General features: G+C 59.6%; 26 protein-coding genes. 13 read left to right on the top strand and 13 right to left on the bottom strand.

Annotated elements, in window-relative coordinates:
- Positions 1–9 precede the first annotated feature (9 nt).
- The 3 genes from HNR11_RS13785 to HNR11_RS13775 are packed head-to-tail and all read right to left on the bottom strand — an operon-like array spanning position 10 to position 1,714.
- Positions 10–747, bottom strand: coding sequence for a DUF8175 domain-containg protein (locus tag HNR11_RS13785; RefSeq protein ID WP_179443119.1), 738 nt, complete (start codon positions 745–747; stop codon positions 10–12).
- A 32-nt stretch (positions 748–779) separates the two neighbouring features.
- The gene (locus HNR11_RS13780; protein ID WP_179443118.1) at positions 780–1,064 is read right to left on the bottom strand and encodes a hypothetical protein; all 285 of its coding nucleotides are present in this window, start codon (positions 1,062–1,064) and stop codon (positions 780–782) included.
- Between the two features lie 2 nt (positions 1,065–1,066).
- The gene (locus HNR11_RS13775; protein WP_179443117.1) at positions 1,067–1,714 is read right to left on the bottom strand and encodes a DUF6668 family protein; all 648 of its coding nucleotides are present in this window, start codon (positions 1,712–1,714) and stop codon (positions 1,067–1,069) included.
- A 151-nt stretch (positions 1,715–1,865) separates the two neighbouring features.
- Between HNR11_RS13775 and HNR11_RS13770 the strand changes: the two genes are divergently transcribed.
- The 4 genes from HNR11_RS13770 to HNR11_RS13755 all read left to right on the top strand — a co-directional run bounded on the left by HNR11_RS13770 (position 1,866) and on the right by HNR11_RS13755 (position 7,339).
- Positions 1,866–2,165 carry a helix-turn-helix domain-containing protein gene (locus HNR11_RS13770; protein ID WP_179443116.1) on the top strand — a complete coding sequence of 100 codons (300 nt, stop codon included), beginning with the start codon at positions 1,866–1,868 and terminating at the stop codon, positions 2,163–2,165.
- Positions 2,165–3,703 carry a hypothetical protein gene (locus tag HNR11_RS13765; protein ID WP_179443115.1) on the top strand — a complete coding sequence of 513 codons (1,539 nt, stop codon included), beginning with the start codon at positions 2,165–2,167 and terminating at the stop codon, positions 3,701–3,703. The genes HNR11_RS13770 and HNR11_RS13765 overlap by 1 nt, the downstream gene beginning before the upstream one ends.
- Positions 3,703–5,130, top strand: a complete 1,428-nt coding sequence (locus HNR11_RS13760) for an AAA family ATPase (protein WP_179443114.1) — start codon at positions 3,703–3,705, stop codon at positions 5,128–5,130. Before HNR11_RS13765 ends, HNR11_RS13760 begins: the two co-directional genes overlap by 1 nt.
- Positions 5,131–5,995: 865 nt before the next feature.
- Complete coding sequence (locus HNR11_RS13755) at positions 5,996–7,339, top strand: replication initiation protein (RefSeq protein ID WP_179443113.1); 1,344 nt, start codon at positions 5,996–5,998, stop codon at positions 7,337–7,339.
- Between the two features lie 52 nt (positions 7,340–7,391).
- On the opposite strand, the gene HNR11_RS13750 is transcribed toward HNR11_RS13755, so the two are convergent.
- Both HNR11_RS13750 and HNR11_RS13745 read right to left on the bottom strand, forming a co-directional pair.
- A complete protein-coding gene (locus HNR11_RS13750) occupies positions 7,392–8,684 on the bottom strand; it encodes a Y-family DNA polymerase (RefSeq protein ID WP_179443112.1) in 1,293 nt (430 codons plus the stop codon).
- A gap of 11 nt (positions 8,685–8,695) precedes the next feature.
- Positions 8,696–9,124 carry a LexA family protein gene (locus HNR11_RS13745; RefSeq protein WP_179443111.1) on the bottom strand — a complete coding sequence of 143 codons (429 nt, stop codon included), beginning with the start codon at positions 9,122–9,124 and terminating at the stop codon, positions 8,696–8,698.
- A gap of 388 nt (positions 9,125–9,512) precedes the next feature.
- Between HNR11_RS13745 and HNR11_RS13740 the strand changes: the two genes are divergently transcribed.
- From HNR11_RS13740 to HNR11_RS13725, 4 genes are all read left to right on the top strand, one after another.
- Complete coding sequence (locus HNR11_RS13740) at positions 9,513–10,100, top strand: ParA family protein (RefSeq protein WP_179443110.1); 588 nt, start codon at positions 9,513–9,515, stop codon at positions 10,098–10,100.
- Positions 10,093–10,323 (top strand): hypothetical protein, encoded by a 231-nt coding sequence (locus HNR11_RS13735; RefSeq protein ID WP_179443109.1) that lies wholly within the window; start codon positions 10,093–10,095, stop codon positions 10,321–10,323. Before HNR11_RS13740 ends, HNR11_RS13735 begins: the two co-directional genes overlap by 8 nt.
- A 110-nt stretch (positions 10,324–10,433) precedes the next feature.
- Positions 10,434–10,796 carry a hypothetical protein gene (locus HNR11_RS13730; protein WP_179443108.1) on the top strand — a complete coding sequence of 121 codons (363 nt, stop codon included), beginning with the start codon at positions 10,434–10,436 and terminating at the stop codon, positions 10,794–10,796.
- A complete protein-coding gene (locus HNR11_RS13725) occupies positions 10,786–11,472 on the top strand; it encodes an RES family NAD+ phosphorylase (RefSeq protein WP_179443107.1) in 687 nt (228 codons plus the stop codon). The genes HNR11_RS13730 and HNR11_RS13725 overlap by 11 nt, the downstream gene beginning before the upstream one ends.
- Before the next feature lie 140 nt (positions 11,473–11,612).
- On the opposite strand, the gene HNR11_RS13720 is transcribed toward HNR11_RS13725, so the two are convergent.
- The 4 genes from HNR11_RS13720 to HNR11_RS13705 form a co-directional block, all read right to left on the bottom strand.
- The gene (locus HNR11_RS13720; protein ID WP_179443106.1) at positions 11,613–11,915 is read right to left on the bottom strand and encodes a histone-like nucleoid-structuring protein Lsr2; all 303 of its coding nucleotides are present in this window, start codon (positions 11,913–11,915) and stop codon (positions 11,613–11,615) included.
- A gap of 199 nt (positions 11,916–12,114) precedes the next feature.
- Positions 12,115–12,522, bottom strand: coding sequence for a hypothetical protein (locus HNR11_RS13715; protein WP_218850040.1), 408 nt, complete (start codon positions 12,520–12,522; stop codon positions 12,115–12,117).
- Positions 12,523–12,799: 277 nt separating this feature from the next.
- A complete protein-coding gene (locus HNR11_RS13710; protein WP_179443105.1) occupies positions 12,800–13,102 on the bottom strand; it encodes a transcriptional regulator in 303 nt (100 codons plus the stop codon).
- On the bottom strand, positions 13,099–13,758 hold the full coding sequence (locus tag HNR11_RS13705; protein WP_179443104.1) for a hypothetical protein: 660 nt from the start codon (positions 13,756–13,758) through the stop codon (positions 13,099–13,101). The genes HNR11_RS13710 and HNR11_RS13705 overlap by 4 nt, the downstream gene beginning before the upstream one ends.
- Before the next feature lie 201 nt (positions 13,759–13,959).
- Between HNR11_RS13705 and HNR11_RS13700 the strand changes: the two genes are divergently transcribed.
- The gene (locus HNR11_RS13700) at positions 13,960–14,211 is read left to right on the top strand and encodes a hypothetical protein (RefSeq protein WP_179443103.1); all 252 of its coding nucleotides are present in this window, start codon (positions 13,960–13,962) and stop codon (positions 14,209–14,211) included.
- 820 nt (positions 14,212–15,031) lie between these two features.
- Positions 15,032–15,613, top strand: coding sequence for a recombinase family protein (locus HNR11_RS13695; protein ID WP_179443102.1), 582 nt, complete (start codon positions 15,032–15,034; stop codon positions 15,611–15,613).
- An 86-nt stretch (positions 15,614–15,699) separates the two neighbouring features.
- On the opposite strand, the gene HNR11_RS13690 is transcribed toward HNR11_RS13695, so the two are convergent.
- Positions 15,700–17,769, bottom strand: a complete 2,070-nt coding sequence (locus HNR11_RS13690; RefSeq protein WP_179443101.1) for a helicase HerA domain-containing protein — start codon at positions 17,767–17,769, stop codon at positions 15,700–15,702.
- On the bottom strand, positions 17,766–19,130 hold the full coding sequence (locus HNR11_RS13685) for an SIR2 family protein (RefSeq protein WP_179443100.1): 1,365 nt from the start codon (positions 19,128–19,130) through the stop codon (positions 17,766–17,768). The genes HNR11_RS13690 and HNR11_RS13685 overlap by 4 nt, the downstream gene beginning before the upstream one ends.
- Positions 19,131–19,585: 455 nt before the next feature.
- Here HNR11_RS13685 and HNR11_RS13680 point away from each other — a divergent pair, with 455 nt between their 5' ends.
- The gene (locus HNR11_RS13680) at positions 19,586–20,179 is read left to right on the top strand and encodes a class I SAM-dependent methyltransferase (protein ID WP_179443099.1); all 594 of its coding nucleotides are present in this window, start codon (positions 19,586–19,588) and stop codon (positions 20,177–20,179) included.
- Between the two features lie 118 nt (positions 20,180–20,297).
- Here HNR11_RS13680 and HNR11_RS13675 read toward each other — a convergent pair whose 3' ends face one another.
- Together HNR11_RS13675 and HNR11_RS13670 are read right to left on the bottom strand one after the other, a co-directional pair.
- The gene (locus HNR11_RS13675; RefSeq protein WP_179443098.1) at positions 20,298–20,765 is read right to left on the bottom strand and encodes a hypothetical protein; all 468 of its coding nucleotides are present in this window, start codon (positions 20,763–20,765) and stop codon (positions 20,298–20,300) included.
- A 68-nt stretch (positions 20,766–20,833) separates the two neighbouring features.
- Positions 20,834–21,352, bottom strand: a complete 519-nt coding sequence (locus HNR11_RS13670) for a tetratricopeptide repeat protein (RefSeq protein WP_179443097.1) — start codon at positions 21,350–21,352, stop codon at positions 20,834–20,836.
- 289 nt (positions 21,353–21,641) lie between these two features.
- Between HNR11_RS13670 and HNR11_RS13665 the strand changes: the two genes are divergently transcribed.
- On the top strand, positions 21,642–22,106 hold the full coding sequence (locus HNR11_RS13665; RefSeq protein ID WP_179443096.1) for a hypothetical protein: 465 nt from the start codon (positions 21,642–21,644) through the stop codon (positions 22,104–22,106).
- A complete protein-coding gene (locus tag HNR11_RS13660; RefSeq protein WP_179443095.1) occupies positions 22,090–22,395 on the top strand; it encodes a transcriptional regulator in 306 nt (101 codons plus the stop codon). The genes HNR11_RS13665 and HNR11_RS13660 overlap by 17 nt, the downstream gene beginning before the upstream one ends.
- Positions 22,396–22,522 lie beyond the last annotated feature (127 nt).

Raw genomic sequence — 22,522 nt, 5'->3', positions numbered from 1 at the left:
CCATTGGACCTACCTCCACTCAGTGAAGTCAGATGTGTTCGTAAGGTCGCTAAAAGGTGCCTCTCCGGGCGACAGATCCAGTCGCCAGTCGTTCGCTTCCTCGTCCCAAATCAGAGTGAAGTCATATGCTCCATCCGCCGAAAGTTCGGGGTATCCGAACCAGACGCGCACCGTCGCATCCGCATCAGAGGAATCCACGATCCGGAAACCCCGCACCAGAACGTCGTCAAAGTTCTCGGCAGACGTCTCTGGTGGATCGTCGGGAAGGGCCTGGCGGGCTCCGGGGTTGTCTACAGCGGCGTGGTACTCGCGGCTCACGACGAAGTCGAGGAACAGGCTCGGGGCGGCAAATGCTGCACCGGCTGGTGTCTGGGAGAAGCAGCGCCAGAAGCCGTCTTCCTGCACCGCTGGTCCGTGCTCTTCTGAGACGGGCAGGGCCAAACCGTTTGTTCCCTCGAAGTCTTCCCAGGTGAATTCTGGCGCTTCGGTGGGGAAGGAGTCGTCGGCGTCCATATCCTCACACCGTGAAGGAGCCTCGCCGTCCGTCTCGGCTGGCTCTTCTGGTTCTACCGGCTGCGCCGAGGGATCTGGACCTTCTGCGTTCAGTCCCTCGTCGGGCTCTTCGGCCTCATTGGAGCCCGTGGGGATCGTGAGCAGTCCCACGATCACTACGACGACCACGATCAACAGGCCCACGCCCCAGAAGATCCACGACTTCCCGCCGCCTTGCTGTTCTTTCCGTGCCATATCGGTCCCCGTTCCGTGGTGGCGTCAGTGTTCTAGATGAACACTCGGATGATCGCGGCCGCTGCCACGGCCAGGATGCACACGATGATCGAGATCACCAGACCCTTGAAGCCCTGGATCTCACGCCCTGTGAAGGAAGCGAACGCCAGGTAGCCGGCCGAGGCGAGGAAGCCGGCCAGGCCGAGCATGATCACGCCCCAGGAGATCCAGTTCAGCAACGTGGTGAACCCCTCCACCCCAGGAGGTGCCTCCGGCGAGACGTCCGGGACGATCCCCACGGGGTTCAGTCCAGTCAGTGCGGACAGGAGTTCGATCATGATCATGCGGGGTCCTCTTCTGCTTGATGATGGAACGTACGAATAATCTTCTGCAGCCGCCTCGGCGGCCTGCCGAAGTCCGGCGGATGAATCCGCCAACTCTCTACCCAGGGCAAATGAGCCCCGATAGGGACCTTGCGCAAGAGCCTCTTGACGGCGCGCTGCTGCTGATCCAGCAGCTTGGGTCCGTCATCGACCAACACCAACCCCAGGAGCCGGGACTCGTGGAGGTCTCCGGCCAGCCACTGCTGGGTGAAGTCTTCCGCTGCTTTCAGCCCCACCCAGTGGGTCCGGGCGACAACGACGACACCGAGCCTCGGTAAGGGGCGCACCCACCCAGAGGCGACCGGCCAGCCAGTACCGGCGTCGAGCGACCTCTCCCCCAGCATCGACGCCACTGTCGAGGTGCCCGCTCCCCCATGGAGTCCCACCACGGTGATTAATCGATGGTCCTCGAGGGTGACCCGTGGCCACGGCGTCGCCCCTGCCGGAGAAGGAATCGTCGCTAAGGGCTCTGGGGGTCCTTTGATGATGGTCTCGGCGCCCAAGACATCATCACGGAGGTCGCCCACGTCCTCTGGTTCGTCCTCGGGTACGTGGGTGAAGGGGTTACTGCGCTGCACCGACTCGCGTGACCTCTGCTTCCTCATGTGTGCTGCGACACCCTCACCAGCATGGGTGTTCGTACAATCGTTGGAGATGGCAACAGCCTAAAGTCATCTACTCGCGCAGTAAAGAGCACTAAAGTCTATAACGCTGTTTACGCATCTAAAGCTTTTCTATACTATAAGGAGTATGAGAGTGAATGATCCGGACTCCATTGATGAGTTACTCAAGGACTTTCCCGACCTCGCCCAGCCCAAGGAGATCGCTGATCTGCTGCGGGTGAAGCTCAACACCGTCAACCAGTGGATCCGGGATGGGCGATTGTCCTCGATCAACGCCGGCCGCCGAGTCAACAGGATCATGAAACCGAAGCTGCGGGAGTTCCTTCTCCACGCGGACGAGATCCCGGATACGGACTCCGAGAGTGATGCTGGGGCCGATACAGAGGCCGGTGTCAGTGATGACGTTGACGTAAAGGAGAAACACGCAGACTGATGGGCCGAACCACTCCTGAGAACGTGCCGGCATTCCCGCTCTACGTCATCGACTACGACGACGCGAACGAGACCGCCAAGCTCGACGGCGTTCCGGTGGAACCAGCACAAGGAGTGAACCTTGCAGAAGCGGCCACCCAGGCCGCAGCCCGCAAAGCCCAGGCCCACGGCCTCGACGCTGTACGAGTAAGAATCCGTTCCGCACTAGGCGAGGAATGGACGATGATCGTCACCGTTGATGGCGAGACCATCGACACCACCCCCACCCCTGAATCACAGCAGAAGAAACCCCTGATACGCCCCGCCACCATCCTGGTAGGAGCAGTCATCACCCTGGGTGCACTAGGAGGCGGAACCGCCCTCGCCGTGCACCTGAGCACCGATACAGACCCCGACCAGAACGCCGTGCCCGCATGGGAAACCCCCGGGGCCGGCGAGCAGATCCCCGTAGGACTGCCCGAGGGATTCACCGGACCCTCGGACTGGTCAGTAGATATCAACAGCGACACCTCAGTCACCGGGCTCGACGATGGAGGGATTATCACCGCCAACAGTGACGGAATCCTCTCGATCCGAGACCCCGAGACGGCTGAACCCGTCTGGGCCGGAACAGGTGCTCCGCAGGATCTCTCCGAGATCCACGAGAGCACCTGGACCGGGCAGCCGGTCCTCGGCTCCTACAGTCGCGGCAACCTCAACCTGTGGGCATTAGAAGAAGTCACCCCCGGTGACGCGGTAGCCCCCGAGCAAGTCCCCGTCGCCCATGAAGCCGACATCCTCTGGGAAGGCGACACCCCCTTGGTGTCCCTGGGCGATTTCATCGTGTTGGTTCCCAACGATGAAGGCGTGCTCACTGAGGTCACGATCCCCGCCGGGTCCGAGCCCGTGTCCGCAGTAGAGGGCGAAGCCGTTTCACTTGGCCCTGAAACCATCTACCGCACCGGCATAGACGGTGAAGCCACCTCTACCGACTTCACTGCCCCGGAGAGTGTTGAGGGCCCCGCGGAGACCTTCTGGACCATCGGCACCGATGCCCTCGTGCTGGCTTGGTCTGCGCCCGACTCTGAGGACTCCCCCGTGATCGCCGTCATCGACCAGGAGACCGGGGAAACGATCATCGAAGAGCCGGTCGAGCAACTGCCGAACGAGTCCGCCGAGATCACCTCTAACGGCGACTCGCAGCGCGCAGTGATCGGGACACTGGCGGTCCGCTATGACGATGATCCAAGCCTCAATGAGATCCCCGCGATTCAAGATCCCGTGATCTTTGGGAACACCCTCTATGGCAACACCACGGACGGTCCGACCCTGGTGAATCTGGGCCGACCGGACGACGGCGCGCAGCCCTACGCGACCTTCACCGACGAGGACACCGCTCCGCTCGTCGTCGCTGACGATGCCGTCTACGTGGTGGCACCCCGACTGGATCAGACCATTCTCTACCGCGCGGCCACAGAGACCCCAGGAGAGAACGCTGATGAGGTTTCCGCGGACGAGACAGACACCGAAGAGACCGCCCAGGACGAACAGGAGGATTGATGACTATTCAGATCAGCATCACCGATGACGGGACCGCGACCCTGCACGGGGAGGGAATCGAGCCCGAAACTATCGTCGCCGGCACTTACCACCAGGCCCAAGAGCAGGCCATTGACGCGCTCATTAGCCGAGCTCGCGCGTCGGGTGAGCAGCTCTACGCGGTGACCGATGAGACTCCCCCGACGACGTTGCTCATCGAGCCACGCGGCACGGTGACTCCCGTTCCTGCCGATCCGGCTCCCAACAGCGCGACGGCACCTGCTCAGGCCCAGCCCGAGCAGCCCGAGCAGCCCGCCGCTGCGCCAGCGCCGACCGAAGCTACTCCGGCCGCGCCAGTGGCCGCGAGCCCCGCGAAGCCGGCGGCAGTCACTCCCCCACCGGCCGCGCCTACCGCTGCGAGCCCTGCCGAGCAGCCCGTGAACGCCCCGGCACAGCCGGCCCCGTCACGGCCCAACCCGCTCACCGCGGATTCGTCTGCCGCGCCGGTATCGAGCCGGCGGCAGGTCCGCGAGCAGCGACAGAGCTTCCTTAACCAAGAACAGCGCGAGCAGCCAGCCACCGAGGGGTGGCGCGGATTCCTGGCGAGCATGGGTATCCGTGTTGCCCCAAGCGAGGCCGAGAAGGCCCAGCGGATCGACCGCCAGGCAGTCTCTCAGCACTGGCCCGGGCCGCGCACTATCGCCATTGTCAACGGCAAGGGTGGAGCCTCGAAGACCCCGACGACGATCCTGCTCTCAGCCGTGTTCGCCCGCTACGGCGGCGGCGGGGTGCTGGCCTACGACAACAACCAGACGCGCGGCACCCTGGGGTGGCGCACTGAACAGGGCCCGCACGATGCGACCATTCTGGATCTGCTGCCGAAGGCCACTGATCTTCTCTCCACCGGAGCCCAGTCGGCGGATCTGGCGCACTTCGTGCACCACCAGACCACCGACCGCTACGACGTGCTGCGCTCAAAGCCGGTCGCCCTGGCCGACGCGCAGCGCGTCGATGCCGGTGACGTGGACGCCATTCACCAGGTCACCAGCAAGTTCTACAGGCTGATCTTCATCGACTCCGGTAACGACGAGTCCGATCCGCTGTGGAAGCGCATGATCGACCTTTCCGACCAACTCGTGGTGGCCACCACCACCAAGGACGAGCACGCCGAGGCCGGCGCCCTTCTGCTGGAAGCTCTGGCAGACCGCGACGAGCGCTCCGCCGCCCTGGCCGATGAGGCCGTGGTGATCGTCTCGGAATCCAACGATTCCGCCAAGGCCACCGAAGCCGCCGAGGTCCGCGACGGATTCAGCAAGCTCGCCCGCGAAGCGGTCTCGATCCCCTATGACCCGGCAATGGTCGATGGAGTGCTGCACTACGACGCGCTGCGCGGCTCCACACAGCGCGCATGGCTGCGCGCAGCCGCAGCCGTCGCCCGAGGACTCTAGCCGCCATGCACCCGTTCTGGTTCGTCGGACTTATCTGCTGGATCGTCGGACTTGGAACGCTCTACGGCGCGATTGCGGCCTCTAACCGCTGGGGAAGGTTCAGGACAGCAATCCTCTGTACAGGGTTTGCCTTGTTCTTCGCCTCCGCAGCGGCCGGGTTCGTCTTCTGGTTCATCGCCAACAACTCCTAACCACTCCCAACCAGGAAAGGAACTGCTCGTGACTGGCCCCGTCAGATTCGCAGAACAGCGCACTGGTGGCCGGTCACGCCACATGTCCCAGGGAGCCCAGGGCGGAAAGAAAAGTCCCGACACGCTGAAACAGTTTCATAGATCTGCGGCGCTTATGGGATTGACTGGGGAGCACGGTTAAAGGAGGAAATGATGCCGCAGATCAGCAAGGGTCAACGGACCCAAGTGAGCGCGCGTATTGAGCAGCCTTACTTTGAGAAGTTGGACAGGTACCTGTCTCTCACTGGCGAATCCAAGAACGACTTCGTCAGGGAGCTCATCATTGAACGGCTCAACCGAGTCGACCTCGAAAGCCTCGAGAGAAACCAGGAGCCACTTCCCTTGACCGCATAAACGAAGAAGCGCCCACCTAATGGTGAGCGCTTCCCCAAGACTTTTCAGAACCGCTCTAGTTTGCCGACCGGACGGTTCTGAATCCAATCCCCTGAGGAGATCGAACCGATGACTCCCGTGCATGGGAGGCACCTTTTGTGCTTCCTACTGTAGCACCGCGCGCCCAAACGCCCCAGAGACCACGCAACAACACGGCGTTTCGTGCTGCCTTCCGCGCCTCATTCCTCGGCAACATGGCCACCGCCTGGGCTCGCGCGTCCCCGACTAAAACCGCACCATCAGTGCGGGTCAGCGCCTCCGACCTGGCTGAGTTCGAGTTCTACACGCCCTCACGGTCAGCCGGGTCCGTCTTGGTGATCGACGTTGACCGGCCCGAGGCCGTCCTAGATATTTTCGACACGATCCCGGCCGAGATCCGTCCCTCTTGGATCGTGGAGACCCGCAAAGGCGCACAAGCCGGCTGGATGATCGACACCGTTGATCTGCGATCGACTGCCCGTGAGCGCCCCGTCGCCTACGCCCGCGCTATCGGCGCAGCACTGCGCGCCGCGCTGGCCGGCGACGAAGCGGTAGACCCGTTGACCCCGGTGCGCGTGCGCAACCCCACCTACACTCGCGCGGAGCTACGCGCGTCAGCCACTCCCCCGGTGTACGGGCTCAAGCAGCTCCACCAGGGACTCAAAACGGCGGACCTGTGGCCCGAGGGGAAGCGGTTCACCGGCCGCAGCGCGACCAAGCAGGCGCACAGTGCGATCGCGGCCGCGATCGACACCGGAAACCGGAACCAAACCGTGTTCGACCTCGCCCGCCATGCCGCCTACGCCGGGGAGGATTTCGAGGCCGTGGCCTGGGCGATCAACGATGCCGCCCCCGAGCCAATGGGCGCGGGCGAGGTGCGCGGGATCATCCGCAGCATTACCCGATACATGGCTAACTCCCGTGGCCACCGCGCAGGCGTGGCTATGCCCTCGCAGATGCGTGAGGCGCTCTCAGAGATGGGCCGACGTGGAGGGCTGGCCAACACGGCCGCGCAGCGCGCCGCCCGCGCGCTTGGCCCAAGCGCGTCCGCAAAGGCCCGCAAACCCCGCACGGACACCAAAGCCCGCACGGCCCAAAAGATGCGCGCACAGGGCCACTCCGTGGCCGCTATCGGCCAGAAACTCGCCGCCTCACCGGCCACGGTGTACCGGTGGCTGCGCCGCCATGTGCAGCATCAGTGCCGATTCTCATCAGTGGAGCATCAGGTGGTCCGCAGACCCCGGCCCCAGCTCCCCGGCACTCTCGACCCCACTTCCGCCGGTTGCGCCGGCGTCGGCCTCCCTGCGAGATCTCTCCCCACGGGCCCGACTCCCCTCCCCCGACAGGCTCAGGACCATCCTGCGGTCCACGCAGCGGCTAACCGCCCCGCCTCCGGGTGCACCTCCATCACAGCATCGGGAAGCCCTGCCCGGTACGACGCCCGGATACAGCCCCGCGTGGCCAATTCATGCAGAGCCGTCTTCAACTCGGCTGCTGTGAGCCCTGCATTGCTCAGGCTCCACAACGTAATCGGCAAAGGGCTCTGTCCAATGCGCTTGAGTACGGCCAATAACGCCGCGTACTCCCCTGGTGCTGGTGCATCCTGATCCATCTGCGTCACCGTCATCTGCTCCCACGTCCTTGTTGGTTCTCGGTGTCCTATTTCGCGTGCACGATGGGCAGCTCATCCCACTGGGTGGTGTACCTCGGGCTGCGCATCTCACGCTTCATCTCCCACGCTTGCCCGACCTTGAGACCCGCAGCGCCCAGCCCTATCGAGGGCTGACTCCACTTGCTCTTGATCGACTCAATCAGCGGAGCGATATTGCGGTCCTCGTGAGCATCAGCGAACAGATCAAACGTCGCGGCCTGGCCTGGCTCTTCAAGATCTGTGAGCCCAATACCGGCCTTGGCGTACCTGGTGCCCTCCGTGAGCTTCGGCAGGAGCGCTTTAACCTCGCGAGTCAGGGTCACCGGATCAGCCGTGGCCGAGGCCAGGCGTACGGTCACGGTGGGTTCATTGCCGGCATCGCTGCTGTAGGCACTGGTCTTGGCCCACACCGTGAGGGTGCGGGCTTCACGGTGATTGCGCCGCAACCGCTCCGAGGCCCGCTGCGCATACACACTGAGCACCTGGGCCATTTCAGCCTTCGTGGTGACCGGCTCAGAGAAGGACCGAGAGACGATCAACTGCCCCTTGACCTCTGTCTCCTCTTCAAAAGGAAGACACGGTGTGCCGCGCAGCTCCAAACACAGCCGCATAATCACCACGCTAAAGCGGTCACGCAGCATCACCGGGTCTGCATCCCGGAAATCCTTCACCGAGTACATGCCCCGCCCGATGAGCCGCTTCGCCATCCGGCCACCAATCCCCCAGACCTCATCGACTGGAAGGTTCGAAAGCAACTGTTCCCGGTGCGCTTCTGGCACGGCCTCCCACACACAAACCCCGCCCAGGTGATCAAGCTTCTTGGCAGCACGGTTACTCAGTTTCGCCAGCGTCTTCGAGGCTCCGACACCCACGCAGACAGGGAGTCCGAGATGCTTCCACACGCGCTCCTTGACCATCTTCGCCCAGGTCAGCAACTCAGTCGGTGTGCCGGTGAGCTTTACGAACGCTTCATCGATGGAGTACTTCTGCACCTGAGAGGCACACTCGCCCAGGACCCCAACGAATCGGTCAGACATTTGCCCGTACAACTCATAGTTCGAGGACTTCGCGACCAAGCCCAACTGGTCAGCCGTCTCCGAGAGCTTGAACCAGGGCTGGCCCATCGTGACCCCGAGTGCCTTAGCTTCCTTACTCAGAGCAATCACGCAGCCGTCATTGTTCGAGAGCACGATGACCGGCCGACCCCGCAGGGTGGGATCAAAGACCCGCTCGGCCGAGACGTAGAACGAGTTCACATCGATCAGAGCGATGTACTCCCGCGCCTCCGACCCGGCGGGCATCGAGGCGGTGTCTAGAGGTTGTGGATGCACTTGATGACCACTCCCCAGATATCGAGTTCAGAGAGCCCCTGGACGTGAATCGAGGGATAGGAAGGGTTCTCCGCTTGGAGCACCACTCCCCCGTTGATCAGCCTCAGCCGCTTCACGGTCATTTCGCCGTCGAGGATAGCGACCACCACGGACATGTCCCGCGCTGTGCGTGAGCGGTCCACGATCAGTTCATCCCCATGGCTGATCCCGGCGCCCTCCATCGAGTCGCCTGCCACTCGGACGAGAAAGGTGCTGTTGAGATCCCGGATCAAGTGCTCGGTGAGGTTGATCGGCGCAGTTTGGTAGTCCTGGGCCGGAGACGGGAAGCCCGCCGCGACGGACCCCGGGGCCTGGTGCAGCCCTTGGGTCAGGTCGGCCTCATCGAGACTCTGGATCTGGTCGATACGCATGGGAGCCTCAGTATCTATCGAACATACATTCGATAGCAATATGCGCCTAACGTAATACCAAAATACCGGACGCGGTATAAACAGGAAGGTTGTAGTACCGATATAAGTGTATACCGGAATACCGGGAACGGTATTACGGTCGATAATCGACTAGCGGCGTCTTGCCCGCGCCACCACTCAATGCTGTAGTGCCTAAATACCGGGAGCGGTAATTATGCGTATAAAGAAAATCGCTTATAAGGTAATGCCGGGGTACCGTAATAACGAGAGCGGGTTGGTTAGCCAGACCGGCATCCTGGTATGGCGATCATTGGTGTGTCGTTGCGGCGGTATCCCGGTATCCCGGTAATACTGGCAGTACCGAAGTACCGCGACAGGGAAGAGCTAGATGCGCATTGCGATTGTGAACAGTAAGGGCGGGGTAGGGAAGACCACGACTGCCATCTACCTCGCTACCGCTGCAGCGCGCGATGGCAGGCATGTCGAGTTATGGGACGCAGATATCCAAGGGTCGGCTACCGAATGGGCCTCTCGCGCACAGGATGAAGGAGAGCCGTTGGAGTTCGAAGTCCACTCGGTGTCGCTGCCAAAGCTTCGCCGCAAAGAGACAAGCACTGCATGGGTCTTCGTTGACACTCCACCGGGTCAAGCAGAAGTTATGCAGGCCGCGGTCGACTTCGCTGACTTTGTCATCGTTCCTGTCATGCCAGAACCCATGGGGCTTGATCGCGCATATGCAACTCTCGATGGGTTGGCTCACGGAAAAGATGCTGCCCTGCTCTTGGGGGCTGTCGATAACCGAGAGAAGCTCACCTTGACTACTCGCGATGTCCTTGCGGATGATGCCGCCCCACCGAAGTTCAGCACAGAAATTCGGCGACGAACTGCGATCTCGCAGAACACCTATTCCCGCCCACACAAGCTCTACGGATACGAGACCGTGTACAAGGAACTGAAGGAGATTGCCGGTGAGTGACATGAAATCAAAGCTGGCCAACAGGCGGGCGCAGCAGCAGGCTTCGGAGCCGAAGCCGACCTTTGTGCAGACGCAGGGGAGTGCTGAGCAGACGAAGCGAACGTCATACGACCTGCCGGTCTCTGTGCACCGTCGTCTCAAGCTTGCTGCCGCAGAATCAGACCGGACCCAGGTTTCGATTCTCATCGAAGCGCTTGAAGCTTGGCACGCGAAGCAGGCCTAAATACCGGAACCGGTATTTAGGCCTGCTATTTCTTCACCTCGGATAGTAGAGACAAAGCAGCGACGTTAGTGCGACAATAGGTTGCACTAGACCTGTAGGAGGTGGCCACGATGAGTGAGACCATGCGTACGCACTCAGCAGCAGAGTTCCCAGTCAGGGACATCTCAGAGATCGTCCAAGAACTAACAGATGTCTTCGGGTCCTCGTTGCTGTCCTTCATCATGGACGTCGAGCCCCGGTCTTTGCAGCGGTGGGCTGGCGGTCACGGCATCCGGTATGACTCAGAGAAGAGGGTCCGCGACCTCGATACCGTGTTCACGTTCTTGCGGCACAAGGAAGAGCCGGCCACGATCCGGGCCTGGTTCATGGGGATGAACCCCCAGCTCGATGATGCCTCCCCGGCTGAAGCGATCCGCGAGGGCTCGGCCCGGGACGTCATGGCCGCAGCACGCGCGTATCTCAATGCTGCCTGATCCCCTGGAACCGCCTGCCATCACGGATCTTCACGACAAGCGGCTCTTTCGCGTCGCTCGAGCGGAGAACCCCTTCTACTGGTCTGAGATCTCCGCCGAAGACAGCCCACGCAAACACGCCGGGAACCGCTTCGATGTCCCCGGCCATGGTGTGCTTTATTTCGCGAGCTCCTTGGAAGGCGCTTACGCGGAGACTCTGGCCCGGTTCCGTCCATCCCCCGCCATCAGGAAGCACGTGGCAGAACAAGATCCGCATTTCATGATGGTCGGGGGAGTACCTCGTGATGGGCGAGATAAGCGCACCATCGCAGAAGCAATCTTGAGAGACCCGCTGCCCTTCCTGGATGTGGAAAGCCCGCACACCCATGAGGTGCTCACCACCGCGCTGGCCACAGAACTTGTTGACCTGGGAGAGGGAGTCATTGATGTGGCCAGCGTCCGCGGACGCAACCGACTGCTCACCCGCGCGATTGCCTCGTGGGCCTTCGACCAACGAGACGCAGCGGGTCACCCCATCTATGGGGGTCTGCGGTATCTCTCCCGCGTAGATACCCGGTTCGAATGCTGGGCGGTATTCGCCGGGGCAGAGTTCCGGGAAACGAAAACCAGCCCCATCGACCCCACAGCGTCCGAGCTGGTGTCTATCGCGGAGCTCTATAAGCTCCGCGTCTTCTAGCCTCCACCGTCAGTGCGTCACCGCAGCGCCCGTGTCGGAGTGTGGGGGAGCAGCTAAGGGGTAAAACGACGTGGGGTCTGGCAGGAGCTGAAAGCTCCTGTCAGACCCCACGTGCGTCACCGGCTTGTGCTGGTGGGTGGTTATCGTTTCTTCGCGTTGCGGTAGGCCTCGACGATGTCGCGGTGCAGCCGACCCCGTGAGGAGACCTGGTGGCCGTTCTTCACCGCCCACTCACGGATCTGACGTGCCTCATTCTGCGGGGATGGCGGGGCGATCGCGCGGCCTTTGCGAATGTACTTCTTCAGCGTTTCCCGCAGCTCTTTGGCGTGGTCATCGCTGAGATCGATCTCGTAGAACCGAGCGTCGAGTCCAAACGTGACGGTCTCTTTAGCTTCGCTGCCATCGAGATCATCCACCAAAACCACTTCTACCTTCTGCGCCATCTCAAACCACCTCACTGTCTCGCCGAGGACGACGGTCTTAGACCTTGTCCATCGGATCTCATACTGCGGGGGAACGGTCCCGCAGATGATCTATCTAATCTCAAGTACTTAAGGAATCACAATCCACCCTGACCTGGCGAATGGTCAGCAAACTGCCAGCTAAAAATATGGTTCAGAAATGCAATGAGATGACGATCGTCTAGTCACCACCACGGTCCGATTGACGCACGACAGGTCGGGTCGACGTCGCGCTTTGCCGCAGTTGGCGCAATTCGAGAACTTCGTCACGCATTGGTGGCTCTTGGTGTGGGATGGCAATGACCTGTGACTCATCTTCGTAGACGATCCGACCAGGGTCGGTGGTCGTTCGGCGCACGCACGCGACGCCGTGTGACGCGAGGATAGCCAGATAGGCGGGGACTCGGTCCATGAGGTGTGTGGCCTCTTCCTTGAACCAAGCGACCGCACCAGGATTGATGGCACGGTCATAGATGGTGGGGTCAAGATGGCTGGGGTTCGGGTAAGCCGCGTTGAACCAGTCGTTCGTCGTTCGCCACTGTTGATGTTGTGTGGGTGAGAGTCTCCCCTCGTGGGCCAGGCCGTTCATCAGGACGAAGACGCCTAGTCGGGTGCCGTGCCTGTTCGCGGTGGGGGACTCAAACCGAACGTACATCCGGCCACCTTAGCCACCTAGCCAGCTCCACAGTGGGATTCAAGTCCCCGGTTTCCATCCAGTCGCAGCTGATCGTCACCACGCCCCAGTGTGCGCCGGACAGACTGGCGACATACGGGGTAGTCGTCGTTGAACCCTGAGGGCGAAGCGTCCTCAGGCTGTCTCAGCAACCATTAGGTTTCCGAGACATGCGTGGAGTGTCGACGCGGAGTTATTCGGGAGAGCCTTTCGTGAGAATCTCGCGCATCTGGCGCGTGTAGGTCTCTAGCGCACCCCTACCAGAGGTACTCAATGCTAGATAAGTGACGGGGGAGCGGCCCTCATATGTTTTAGTGACCTCGACGTATCGAGCGTTCTCTAACTTGTGGATGTGAGTGGAGAGGTTGCCGGCGGTCATAGAGAGTTCCTTCTGCAACCGGGTGAACGCCAGTGAGTCTCCGACGGGTAGTTGGGCTAGTGTCGCTGCGATCTGCAGCCGCGCGGGAGTGTGGATGACCGGATCGAGTGTGCTCATGCGGTCCTCGACGTGGTGCGACCGCGAAGAGCGTGCAGCACCAGGGAGGTGAAGAGCATGGCTCCACCGCCGGCGAAGCCCATCACCGCGTAGGCGGTCGGCATCTCCACAAACAGCGACAACAGCAGAGATCCCATGATCCAGGCGCCCAGCACGAACTGTGCTCTGGATCGATAGATCGCGGCTCCTGCCATGTAGAGGATCGCCACGACCATGACCGGCAGGCCGAACGACACCGGGGCTGTGATGGAGGCATCGAGGTCGGAGGCGGCGAGTCTGTTGTTGATCACGAAGACTGCGATGAAGCTGATGATCCACGCACCGCCGTACATGGAACCGCTGGTGGCGCTGGGTCCTCTGATGCCTGCGGTGCGACGGCCGAGGTGAATGGCGGTAAAGAGTGCAGCTGAGATGAGCAACGCCATGAACACCGCAAAGGCCCAGAACGAAATTGTTCCGTCTGCATCAGAGGTCAGCCACAAGAGGATGTACCCGATGAGCCAGCTGGAGCCCCAGGCCACCAGTATCTGACGGTCATCGGGTTGAAGACGGTCCCGGACCATCGAAGCCCCTTGGTCAAGAATTCTCAGACTCTCCGCAGGGTCCATCACGTCTTCTCGTGAGGCATCATTCCGGGTCTCATTCTGCTCAGCCACGGTGTCGCTCCTTAGCGGTTTGCAGTGCAAAGTACTTTGTTAACGTAGCAGAACGAGAGGCATGGGGAACCCATGGAGAACAGAAGAGATGCAAGACGTGGTCCGGGGAACTGATGGAATCCACTCGACGTCGCACGCTACAAGAGTGGATGAACATCAGCTGTCGGTACGGCAGACCTCTCGGTCCCGTAGGGTCAACGAATGGAGTTCACCTTATCCATCTGGATGCTTATGCCGCTGGCGATCGTAGGTTTCGCCGTCTATCTTTTGCTGAATCGCGAGAAAGTCAGCGAAAGGAATAGGCGGATCGAAGAGCGCTTCAAGATTCCTCAGTTCATGCGCTCGAGTCACCGTGATCCAGACGGTCGTCTTTATCAGCTTGCTGCTGTGGGCATGATCGTGATTGCCGTGTTCCAAGTTTTTGCTCTCGGTACCGGTCTGATTGAAACGTAGCGAATTCGCTCGCGTGTGCCGGCGATACCTCCACGCACTCCAGTTGAGCTTCAAGGGCCCAGGCATTGGGAAGCTCAGTGTTGTTAAGCATGAGGTTCTGAGGCGCGGACACGGAACGAGCCCCCTGTGATGGGGATATGACGGTCAAATAGTGTTGCCTGGATCAACCTTCGAGTTCCGATACGTGTAGTTGATCGCGACTTGGTACAAGACTCCGAATGCGCCAGTCGCCAGTAATGCCCAACCGTCCATACGACCGGATATGACTAGGTACACCCCTGCGGCGACTAATACCGCACAGAAAACTAACACCAGCCATCGCAAGCGATACGCGATAGTTAATTGCACGGTCGCTCCTGTCTCTCTCGGTGATGGGGATACACGTCTGCACAGTATCAACGAGAGAATTTCTGAGTTCTGCATTGCAGCACCACGTGGATTAAGACAAGAGAGGCCCCCACTGAGGGGTTTACCTGTTCGGATTTGCGATTGCAGACCGGCAACGCGGGAAGCCGGCCGAGAAGAACGTTCTTCGCGTGACGCCGATCGTCTTCCTCACGCTCGTCGCTATGGGCACCGCAGTCTTCGTAATGCTTGTAGTGTCCAGCTAATCAAGCCGCAGCGGTGACTGCCACTCTTCGCTTCAACTGCCCCGGGCGATGCCTCGATAACCAGTAGCTTTATAAGACACTCAGCCGGAATGCTGCTGAGTGCTTACAGCTCCGCGTGAATCCGGCACTCGCTATGTCTCGTTAACTTGTCTCGGCGTGATTCGTCTCAGAACTACTCTGTCCACACGTTTGTGAGGCATTCTTGTCCTATGAGGCTTTTGGGGTACACACGGGTTAGCACCGCGAGTCAGGATTCGCAGCTGCAGGTCGATGCGTTGCTGGGGGAGGGGGTGCAACGTCGGGATGTGTTCTTCGATGTGACCTCTGGATCGAAGACCGCGGTTTCTCGTCCAGGGATGAAAAGGCTGCTGGAGTATGCCGAGTCTGGGGACACTGTGGTGGTCTGGCGAGTTGACCGGTTGGGCCGGTCGTTGATTGATGTGCTGAACACTGTGAATCTTCTCCGGGATAGGGGAGTGGCGGTGAAGTCCATCAGTGACGGTATCGATCCTGCGACCTCAACGGGCCGGCTCATGTTGAACATGCTGGCAACCTTGGCGGAGTACGAACGCGAGCTCATCACCGAGCGAGTCAATGCCGGCATCGCGGCTGCGAAGCAAAGTGGCACACGCTTTGGCCGACCCCCGACAGATCCAGTGGAGACCGCAGAGAAGCTGCGGGTGGTTCAAGATGCTCGCGCTCGAGGGCGAACTGCGACAGAGGCAGCGAAGCTGGTCGGGTGGAGCAGGGCGACCTTCTATCGACACCAAAGTACTGGGAGCCAGATGTAGTAGTTCTGGTTGACCAGAGGTAGCAGGCCAACATGGGTATTCGGACAGGCCCCACGCGTCTCGGCCCCGGGAACCGAGATGCGCGGCTACGAGCCTTGTTGCCATTCGCGACTGATGGAGCCCCAGTCAACCTCCCTCGTTACCTTTTCACCTGAGTCAGATTTTCCGGTCCAGACATTCCAATAATCAGGATCGTCTGATCTTGGACGATGCTGACGTGCGAGGTTTCTTATCTCTACGGCGACAGGTAGCTCCGACGCCCAACCGAGAAGGACTGCGTTCCGGGAAGGTAGTGAAGGGAGATCGCGTAGAAGGCCTCGCATATTGTCCGGCACTAGTCGGTGCACAAGGTCTTGGTCTGTGTGGTTGCTGAGACGATGCAGGAGGAACGTATTGCACTGTGACAGCACCGTTGGGGAGAGTTCGCTGGGACGTTGAGAAGACAGGATCAGTCCTAGGCCGAACTTGCGACCTTCTCGCGCAATCTTCTCGAACGTGTGCGAACAAGTTTCCTGCGCCGATTTAACTTCGTTATCCGAGATGTAGCGCTTAATGAAGGTGTGCGCCTCTTCCATGACCAGCACGGTTGGGAGGGTGTTGCCGGCCTGAGCTTTTCGATACCGCTGTAATGCCTCGAGAACTAAACGCGCGATCACGGAGGTCACGATATGCACGACCTCGGTTGGCACCAGTGACAAATCGATCACCGTCACGCCTGGACCTGAGTGGTCACCGAGGTTGGTCTCGAGCCAGGCTTGTAAGTCGAGCTGGTTCGTGTCCCCGATGACCGGTTGAAGCCTTGAATCCGCAAGTAAGGTCCGCACCCGCATGAGCAGTGTCTCTACATACTCTGTGACGCCAAGGAGTTCCGCATGGGCTTCAAGGCTCTTCACGAATTGGTCACCAGTGAAATGGCGAGGGACGTCTGCGTCTATCGGCCGCGTCTCAGTATCTGATCCACCGAAGGCGTGATGGGCAGTGCGAATCTTCTCTAGGAGTGTTCTTGTCTCTGGGAGGCTGGCATCGTATGTAGGGTACTGGCCAGATCGAGCGTCAATTAGTTGCTGGAAATACTGAGACATGTCATTGAGACACTGACTTTCGTGAGGCGTGAATGTCCGATCGTCAATGAATCCTTTACGAAGATTAATAAGCTTCTCAGTAAAATTCTTGGGTCTAGGGAACTCTCCCCAGGGACTGCCTCTTTTGTACTCAACATGAATCGTGGATTCGACGGTGCGCAGATATCTGCGCATCGCGTGACTGGGGGAGGGCTCAGCATCCAGTTGCCCATCTCGCAGTGCACGCAGTGCATGAGTTAGCACTGGACGTTGCGTCTTTGGGGTCGCCTGTGTGAAGGACGCCCACTCCTCCGTGTTCCACAACCATAAGGGGACGCTCAGCTGATCAGAGTCGCCGTCAGCTGCAACCGATAGGACCTTGGCGTTTAGATCCTTGAACGTCTGAGAGTACTCACCGTTCGGGTCAAGAACGATAAACCGTGCATTTGGTTGACTCTTCTCCTCCGGGCCTCGCTGTGCCGCGGCTGCTTCGAGAGACCAACGGATGAGGCCGGCAACGGAACAAGATTTCCCGCTACCCGTACTACCAAGTACGGCTAGGTGTCGTCCGAAGATACGGTCGGGATCTACGGTGACTTCTGCGTCAGCAGCCAACGGGCTCGTACCAATGTTGACCCGTCTTCGGTCACCGGATTCGACTATCGCTTTTAGTTGAGCGGTGGTCGGAAGAAGCACCGGATCCCCAACGGTAGGGAATGCACGGATACCTCTGCTGAACTTGAAGCGTTTTATACCATCCGACGAAACTGTCAGAGCAAGAACGCCAACCGGGCTGAGGCTCAGCTTTCGCATCGGGTAAGGGACATCGACCAATCCAAAGTCGCGCGCGCCCTTTCGCTGGGGGTGGGGAGTTCGTTCAACCGTGATCCACTCGATCTGTCCTACTGTGAAACCACCCTCGATAGGTACGAGGACATAGGCATTGACACGAGGAAACGAGCTGGGTGTTCCTGTGTTGATCGCCGTCGCGTCGGGTGCCTGAATATCAAGCATGACTTCAATTTTGTCGGGCGACACAAACTCAATATGGCCAACTTGAAGAGAGTCCGCGAACGCCATTGGAGTGACACTCACTTCGACTCCTCGTTTTCGCGATGATTATTGATGCCAAGGTGGCTGGGTTCTCCGTGTCTCTGTCGTATTAACTCCCCCATACGCCGGCTTGCCAGATCGATCGACGGTTTCGGGAGGTAGTGGGTGGTTAAAGTCTCTAAGTCTGCTAGTTCCGGTCCTATGAGTAGAGACATCTGCGACTTGTGACCCCATGAGTTGAAAGCGTCCTGGATGCGACCAAGCTCATCTCCGTACGAGATGACCACCAGATGTGTGGAGGGGATCGTGAGGGCGTCCTGAAGTACTCGATTAATGTGTTCGTCTCCGAAGCTGTATCCGTAGGTGACGGTGACGGCATTGGGCCGAACTACTGCAGCAGCGAGATCGCGGAACAATTCAACGTAGGGGAAGTCCGCTGTTTCTCGGTCTTTGCTTGCGTTGGGATAGATCATCAGTCGTTGGAACTCGGCGTCAGAATACCCTGGCACTGCGAGGTAAGGATCTAAGCGGGAAGCCCCAAACGGGAGGCCAACTTTTCGTATGGAATCCTTGGTCTCAATCCAATCTAGAGAGCCATGTAGCTTGGTGAAGCGAGCAACTCCTTCGACAAAACGCGGTTCTCCCCTGATGCCGGGAGGGTTGTAGTGGAGGTCTAGATCGACTCGGGAAGATCTGAAGATAGGAGATATGGTCCCAACAAAACGGTCAATGAGGTGTAGCCCAGCGAGTTCGGCTCCGACTTCTACTAAGCGATCGTAGTTAGTGGTGAAGAGGCCGAGGCGATCCCGAGTTCCAGTTCGGCTGCAGAAGCTCATTAGGAAGGATGCCAGAGTCGTGAATGCTTCCTCCCGTGTAACATGATCAGCTAGTGCTAGATTTCGTTCACCTTCCAGAATCGAATTAGCAAACATTTCCAGGACGCTCGATATTTCAGATCCTAGGTCGTCGGCGGCATCGTCTTTTAGAATCTCTAAACCGCGAAAGAGCTGATTTGCTGTACGTATCTCATCCTCTATATTGGACGCACTCCGTCCTGCGGCCTTAGCCGATGTCTCTGCGGCATCGGCGATCTGTTCGCTGAATGACTCAAATTTTCCTGCGCTCATACTCGCGGGAGAGTGTGCTCCGGCTATCTGGTGGATGCCTCGGGTGAGTCCTGATCCGATCAGAAGGTTTAAGTGGTCAGCTTGAACTAGAGACGTTAACCAGGGCTCGATTCGTGAGCGTAGTACTGCCCTGCCAAAATCCTCACCAACCCAATTCGGTTGGCCCGGAGACGTTATTCGCGCTTCGCCTTCGTTCATAGTGAACCGAACGGGTTCGGCATCCTCGCGCACCTTTAGGGTGTTCTCAGGTGACGTGCTACTAGTTTCTGCGGTCATGGCAGGTCCTGTCCTCGGTTTGGTCCGGGATGCCGCCGGCGCCCTGACACTAACCACGTGTAGGCATTTGTCAGTCCGACCCTCCCACTCTATGCAGTGCGCCTCACTTTACGGGCAACTTCAGACAGGTAAACGTATCCGCCTGGACTCCTGTTCTTTCAACGGCTCGTACACAGCTAAGAAGGTGCCGCCCGGAAAGTCTCAGGTGTTGCCTCTGTCCGGATCCTTCGAAACGGCATGGATCCGCAAGAGTGGAGGCAAGGATCAACGGGGAGTACCTGATTTTCTGAGTATCGCGGTGTTTCATTTGAGTCCCCTTGACCGTGCTCTTATTCGGGCGGGTTAAACGTTCTCCTCGCGGCGCGAGTCTGCAGGAGCTTGGTTGAGGGTGGGGGAGTGCCCGGTGAACGACCGGCTTACGGGCGCGAAAGTCAGCACTACTTAGACTCGGTCGTATGGCCAACGAAACGAGCAGAGAAGCGTACTCACGTAGATCGACGGAGTACATCGAACTCCTGGGATCAATGGCCGCCGTACACCCCGCGGACCGCCAGCTTGTCTCTACTTGGGCCCGCGACGCCGGTGATGTGATTGACGTCGGATGCGGTCCGGGTCACTGGACGAACTTTTTGGCCGATCAAGGAACTTCTATCCGCGGAATCGACTTGGTCCCCGAGTTCATCGAGCATGCCCGGCATGCATATCCGGCCACGGACTTCACCGCCGGTAGCCTCGACTCCCTCAATGCCGACCCGGGTTCAGTCGGCGGAATTCTCTCCTGGTACTCCCTCATCCACTATGAGCCCGAAGCCATCCAAGTCCCCTTGCTGGAGTTCAGCCGGGTTCTCAAGCCAGGAGGCACGCTGCTGGTTGGCTTTTTCGAGGGCCCGACGGTGGAGAAATTCGCCCATGCTGTCACGCCAGCGTATTGGTGGCCTATCGATGATTTTTGCACTGAGTTGAATGCGGCCGGCTTCGATGTGGTCGAATCCCATGTCCGAAAGACTGCCGGTCAGCGACCTCATGCAGCGATCGCCGCGCGTTGCTGAATGCCCTCTGAGGGATCCCTCATCGTGCACGCATTTTTGGAGTGGTTCGTCACGGGTGAGCAACCCCTCGGCGGGCGAACTGTGAAGGCATCTCCTGATCAAAGGCCTTTACGCGCCGTCACTCCGGCGTAGCCTCGACCACAACGGACCAAGCTCCCGACTCAGACGCCCCGTAACCCTGCCCCTCTACTGCGTTGACGTCCCCGAGGTCCATAGAAGATAGGTCGAGCTCGTGGGGACTGTCGTCACACTCGTAGGAATCTCCGTCAAAGCCTTGGGCGCCACCGACTTTCTCAAGATCGAGGCGCAGATGCATCGATCCTGAACCGAAGCAGGAGAAGCTGATCGTCCGAACCTCGTGGGAATCCGCGTAGTCGATCCGAATACCCTCGCCTTCCCTGTACGGAGCGCCGGCCGTCTCGCGCGCCGACATCATCCCGTGGCTCTCAGGAAGCGAATCAACTGTGTCAATCTGCCCCTGGAGCCAGGCGTCAATCTCCGGCGTCGCGGTCGATGATTGATCGCCGCATGCGACAAGAGAGGAGAGGAGCAGCACACCGGCGGAGACAGAAGCGAAGTGGCGCATCATCACAGACTACGACGAAGGGGCAGCATCCAGTTCTGCTCGAACATTCGTGGCCGATGAAGGATCGGCTACCGCGCAGGCCTCACGGCTTCTGCATCGAGCGAGAACAGATCCTGCGCATAGTCCCGGATGGCGGGTTCATACCTGTGGAGTTCAGGGTCGTCCAAGCGGTCCGACAGAAGAGTAAGCAGGCTTGCAACAGCAGTCGCGGCTCGCCCGGCAGCGTGGAGCGTGAGCGACTCGAAGACTGCCAGAGCTGCGGATTCAGGAAACTCGCTACGTGCTCGGGAAAAGACCGCACTCGAGTCCTCAAACCTGCCAAGGTTGCGCAAGGTGCTGCCGTATTGCAGGTAGCAACGGCGACGAATTTCCCCAGTGAGCCCCTCCGCCATTGCATCTTCATACAACCCGAGTGCGGTGGCTTCCTCCCCGGCAGTGTCGTAGGCGCCTCCTAGCTCGTAGAACACCCTGGGGTTGTTGGGATACTGCTCGTAAATGGGTAACAGAGCCTGAAGAGTAGGCGTCATGTTTTCTCGGTCTCGTGCGGCAAGGATGGCGTCGAGTTGGGCGTTGAGGGTTTTTGTCATGCTCGGAGTCTCCTGAAAGGTCTGACGAGTCCCTTCGACCGTACCGAAACCTTATCGGGCTGGTTCGCTTCTCTATAGATCGGTGACCACAATGAGCCCGCTGAGGGGTCGGCTTGCGGGCGCTCAAACTCCAGTGGAGGGCCGGATGCACGCTGAGGGACCGGCTTACGGGCAGGTTAAGTGGGCGCGCTGCACTACGTGTTCGGACTGGAGTCACCCGTCTTGCGCCTCATCCTTGACTTTCCAGGCTGGAAAAACTAGATTTTCTGCAACGGAAAGAGAGGGTGTTATGACGAGTGACGACTCACGGTCCACAGAGTTCAACCCGACTCGGGCACTGGCAGACGCCGACGGTGCTTCCAGGTCTATGGTGGAGTCTACGGACGCGCCACGGGGATTCATGGTCGTCTTCGTCGCGCTTGTCGCGACCTTCGCTGCGCTTGTCAACACGGTTCCGTGGTTGGTGATTCTTAGTCTGGGTGCACTCTCGGTGCCATTGTTCCTCTGGTATCACCTAGTTATGAGGAAGCGGCCCAAACGACGCCCTGTGCTCGAACGCTCGAGGCCGTATATGGGGTATTTCCTGTTGTTCTACTTGGTCCTGTTCTTGAGCGGATACTGGGTGCCGGATTCGTGGGGGGAGGTTGCTGCGAAGTGGCTGGTGGTCTTCGCACTCGCCTGGACTTTCATCTCGCTCGCACGTCGGGCAGAGCTGAAGAATCGACTCAAGGACGCCCATGAAAGCTGCGTCTAGACAGGTTCAGTTCGACGAATTGATCCATGCCCCGATTCGTCTGCGTATCTGCGCGAGTCTGGCACCTCTGCAGTGGGCCGAGTTCGCACAGTTACGGGACGCGCTTGAGGTCGCAGATTCAGTATTGAGCAAACACCTCAAGCAACTCTCCGAAGCCGGGTACGTGGAGGTAGAGAGGTTTTCCAAAGGTGGACGCAGCCACGTCCGAGTGGCACTGACTAGAAATGGTCGGAAAGCGTATATCGGTCATGTCGCCGCGTTGCGCGCCATGACTGACGAGACCACTTGAGAGCTTTCGAATAAGCCAACGAACTGCCCGCTGAAGGATCGGCTTACGGGCGTACTCTCGCCTGTGTTGGTGTGAAGTTCTCTACATGGACTACCCAGTGGAACCGGCATGCCGGTATTCAGAAGAT

Origin of the sequence: Nesterenkonia sandarakina (genome assembly GCF_013410215.1) — a bacterium.
GTDB lineage: Bacteria > Actinomycetota > Actinomycetes > Actinomycetales > Micrococcaceae > Nesterenkonia > Nesterenkonia sandarakina.
Note: the sequence above shows the minus strand (reverse complement) of the source record. Positions and strands in the feature narration are given on the sequence as shown.

Excerpts from the sequence above, each read along its gene's own strand:
- HNR11_RS13785 (WP_179443119.1), bottom strand. The coding sequence starts at position 747 with ATGGCACGGAAAGAACAGCAAGGCGGCGGGAAGTCGTGGATCTTCTGG.
- HNR11_RS13780 (WP_179443118.1), bottom strand. The coding sequence starts at position 1,064 with ATGATCGAACTCCTGTCCGCACTGACTGGACTGAACCCCGTGGGGATC.
- HNR11_RS13775 (WP_179443117.1), bottom strand. The coding sequence starts at position 1,714 with ATGAGGAAGCAGAGGTCACGCGAGTCGGTGCAGCGCAGTAACCCCTTC.
- HNR11_RS13765 (WP_179443115.1), top strand. The coding sequence starts at position 2,165 with ATGGGCCGAACCACTCCTGAGAACGTGCCGGCATTCCCGCTCTACGTC.
- HNR11_RS13760 (WP_179443114.1), top strand. The coding sequence starts at position 3,703 with ATGACTATTCAGATCAGCATCACCGATGACGGGACCGCGACCCTGCAC.
- HNR11_RS13750 (WP_179443112.1), bottom strand. The coding sequence starts at position 8,684 with ATGCCCGCCGGGTCGGAGGCGCGGGAGTACATCGCTCTGATCGATGTG.
- HNR11_RS13745 (WP_179443111.1), bottom strand. The coding sequence starts at position 9,124 with ATGCGTATCGACCAGATCCAGAGTCTCGATGAGGCCGACCTGACCCAA.
- HNR11_RS13740 (WP_179443110.1), top strand. The coding sequence starts at position 9,513 with ATGCGCATTGCGATTGTGAACAGTAAGGGCGGGGTAGGGAAGACCACG.
- HNR11_RS13730 (WP_179443108.1), top strand. The coding sequence starts at position 10,434 with ATGAGTGAGACCATGCGTACGCACTCAGCAGCAGAGTTCCCAGTCAGG.
- HNR11_RS13725 (WP_179443107.1), top strand. The coding sequence starts at position 10,786 with ATGCTGCCTGATCCCCTGGAACCGCCTGCCATCACGGATCTTCACGAC.
- HNR11_RS13720 (WP_179443106.1), bottom strand. The coding sequence starts at position 11,915 with ATGGCGCAGAAGGTAGAAGTGGTTTTGGTGGATGATCTCGATGGCAGC.
- HNR11_RS13715 (WP_218850040.1), bottom strand. The coding sequence starts at position 12,522 with ATGAACGGCCTGGCCCACGAGGGGAGACTCTCACCCACACAACATCAA.
- HNR11_RS13710 (WP_179443105.1), bottom strand. The coding sequence starts at position 13,102 with ATGAGCACACTCGATCCGGTCATCCACACTCCCGCGCGGCTGCAGATC.
- HNR11_RS13700 (WP_179443103.1), top strand. The coding sequence starts at position 13,960 with ATGGAGTTCACCTTATCCATCTGGATGCTTATGCCGCTGGCGATCGTA.
- HNR11_RS13695 (WP_179443102.1), top strand. The coding sequence starts at position 15,032 with ATGAGGCTTTTGGGGTACACACGGGTTAGCACCGCGAGTCAGGATTCG.
- HNR11_RS13685 (WP_179443100.1), bottom strand. The coding sequence starts at position 19,130 with ATGACCGCAGAAACTAGTAGCACGTCACCTGAGAACACCCTAAAGGTG.
- HNR11_RS13680 (WP_179443099.1), top strand. The coding sequence starts at position 19,586 with ATGGCCAACGAAACGAGCAGAGAAGCGTACTCACGTAGATCGACGGAG.
- HNR11_RS13675 (WP_179443098.1), bottom strand. The coding sequence starts at position 20,765 with ATGCGCCACTTCGCTTCTGTCTCCGCCGGTGTGCTGCTCCTCTCCTCT.
- HNR11_RS13670 (WP_179443097.1), bottom strand. The coding sequence starts at position 21,352 with ATGACAAAAACCCTCAACGCCCAACTCGACGCCATCCTTGCCGCACGA.
- HNR11_RS13665 (WP_179443096.1), top strand. The coding sequence starts at position 21,642 with ATGACGAGTGACGACTCACGGTCCACAGAGTTCAACCCGACTCGGGCA.
- HNR11_RS13660 (WP_179443095.1), top strand. The coding sequence starts at position 22,090 with ATGAAAGCTGCGTCTAGACAGGTTCAGTTCGACGAATTGATCCATGCC.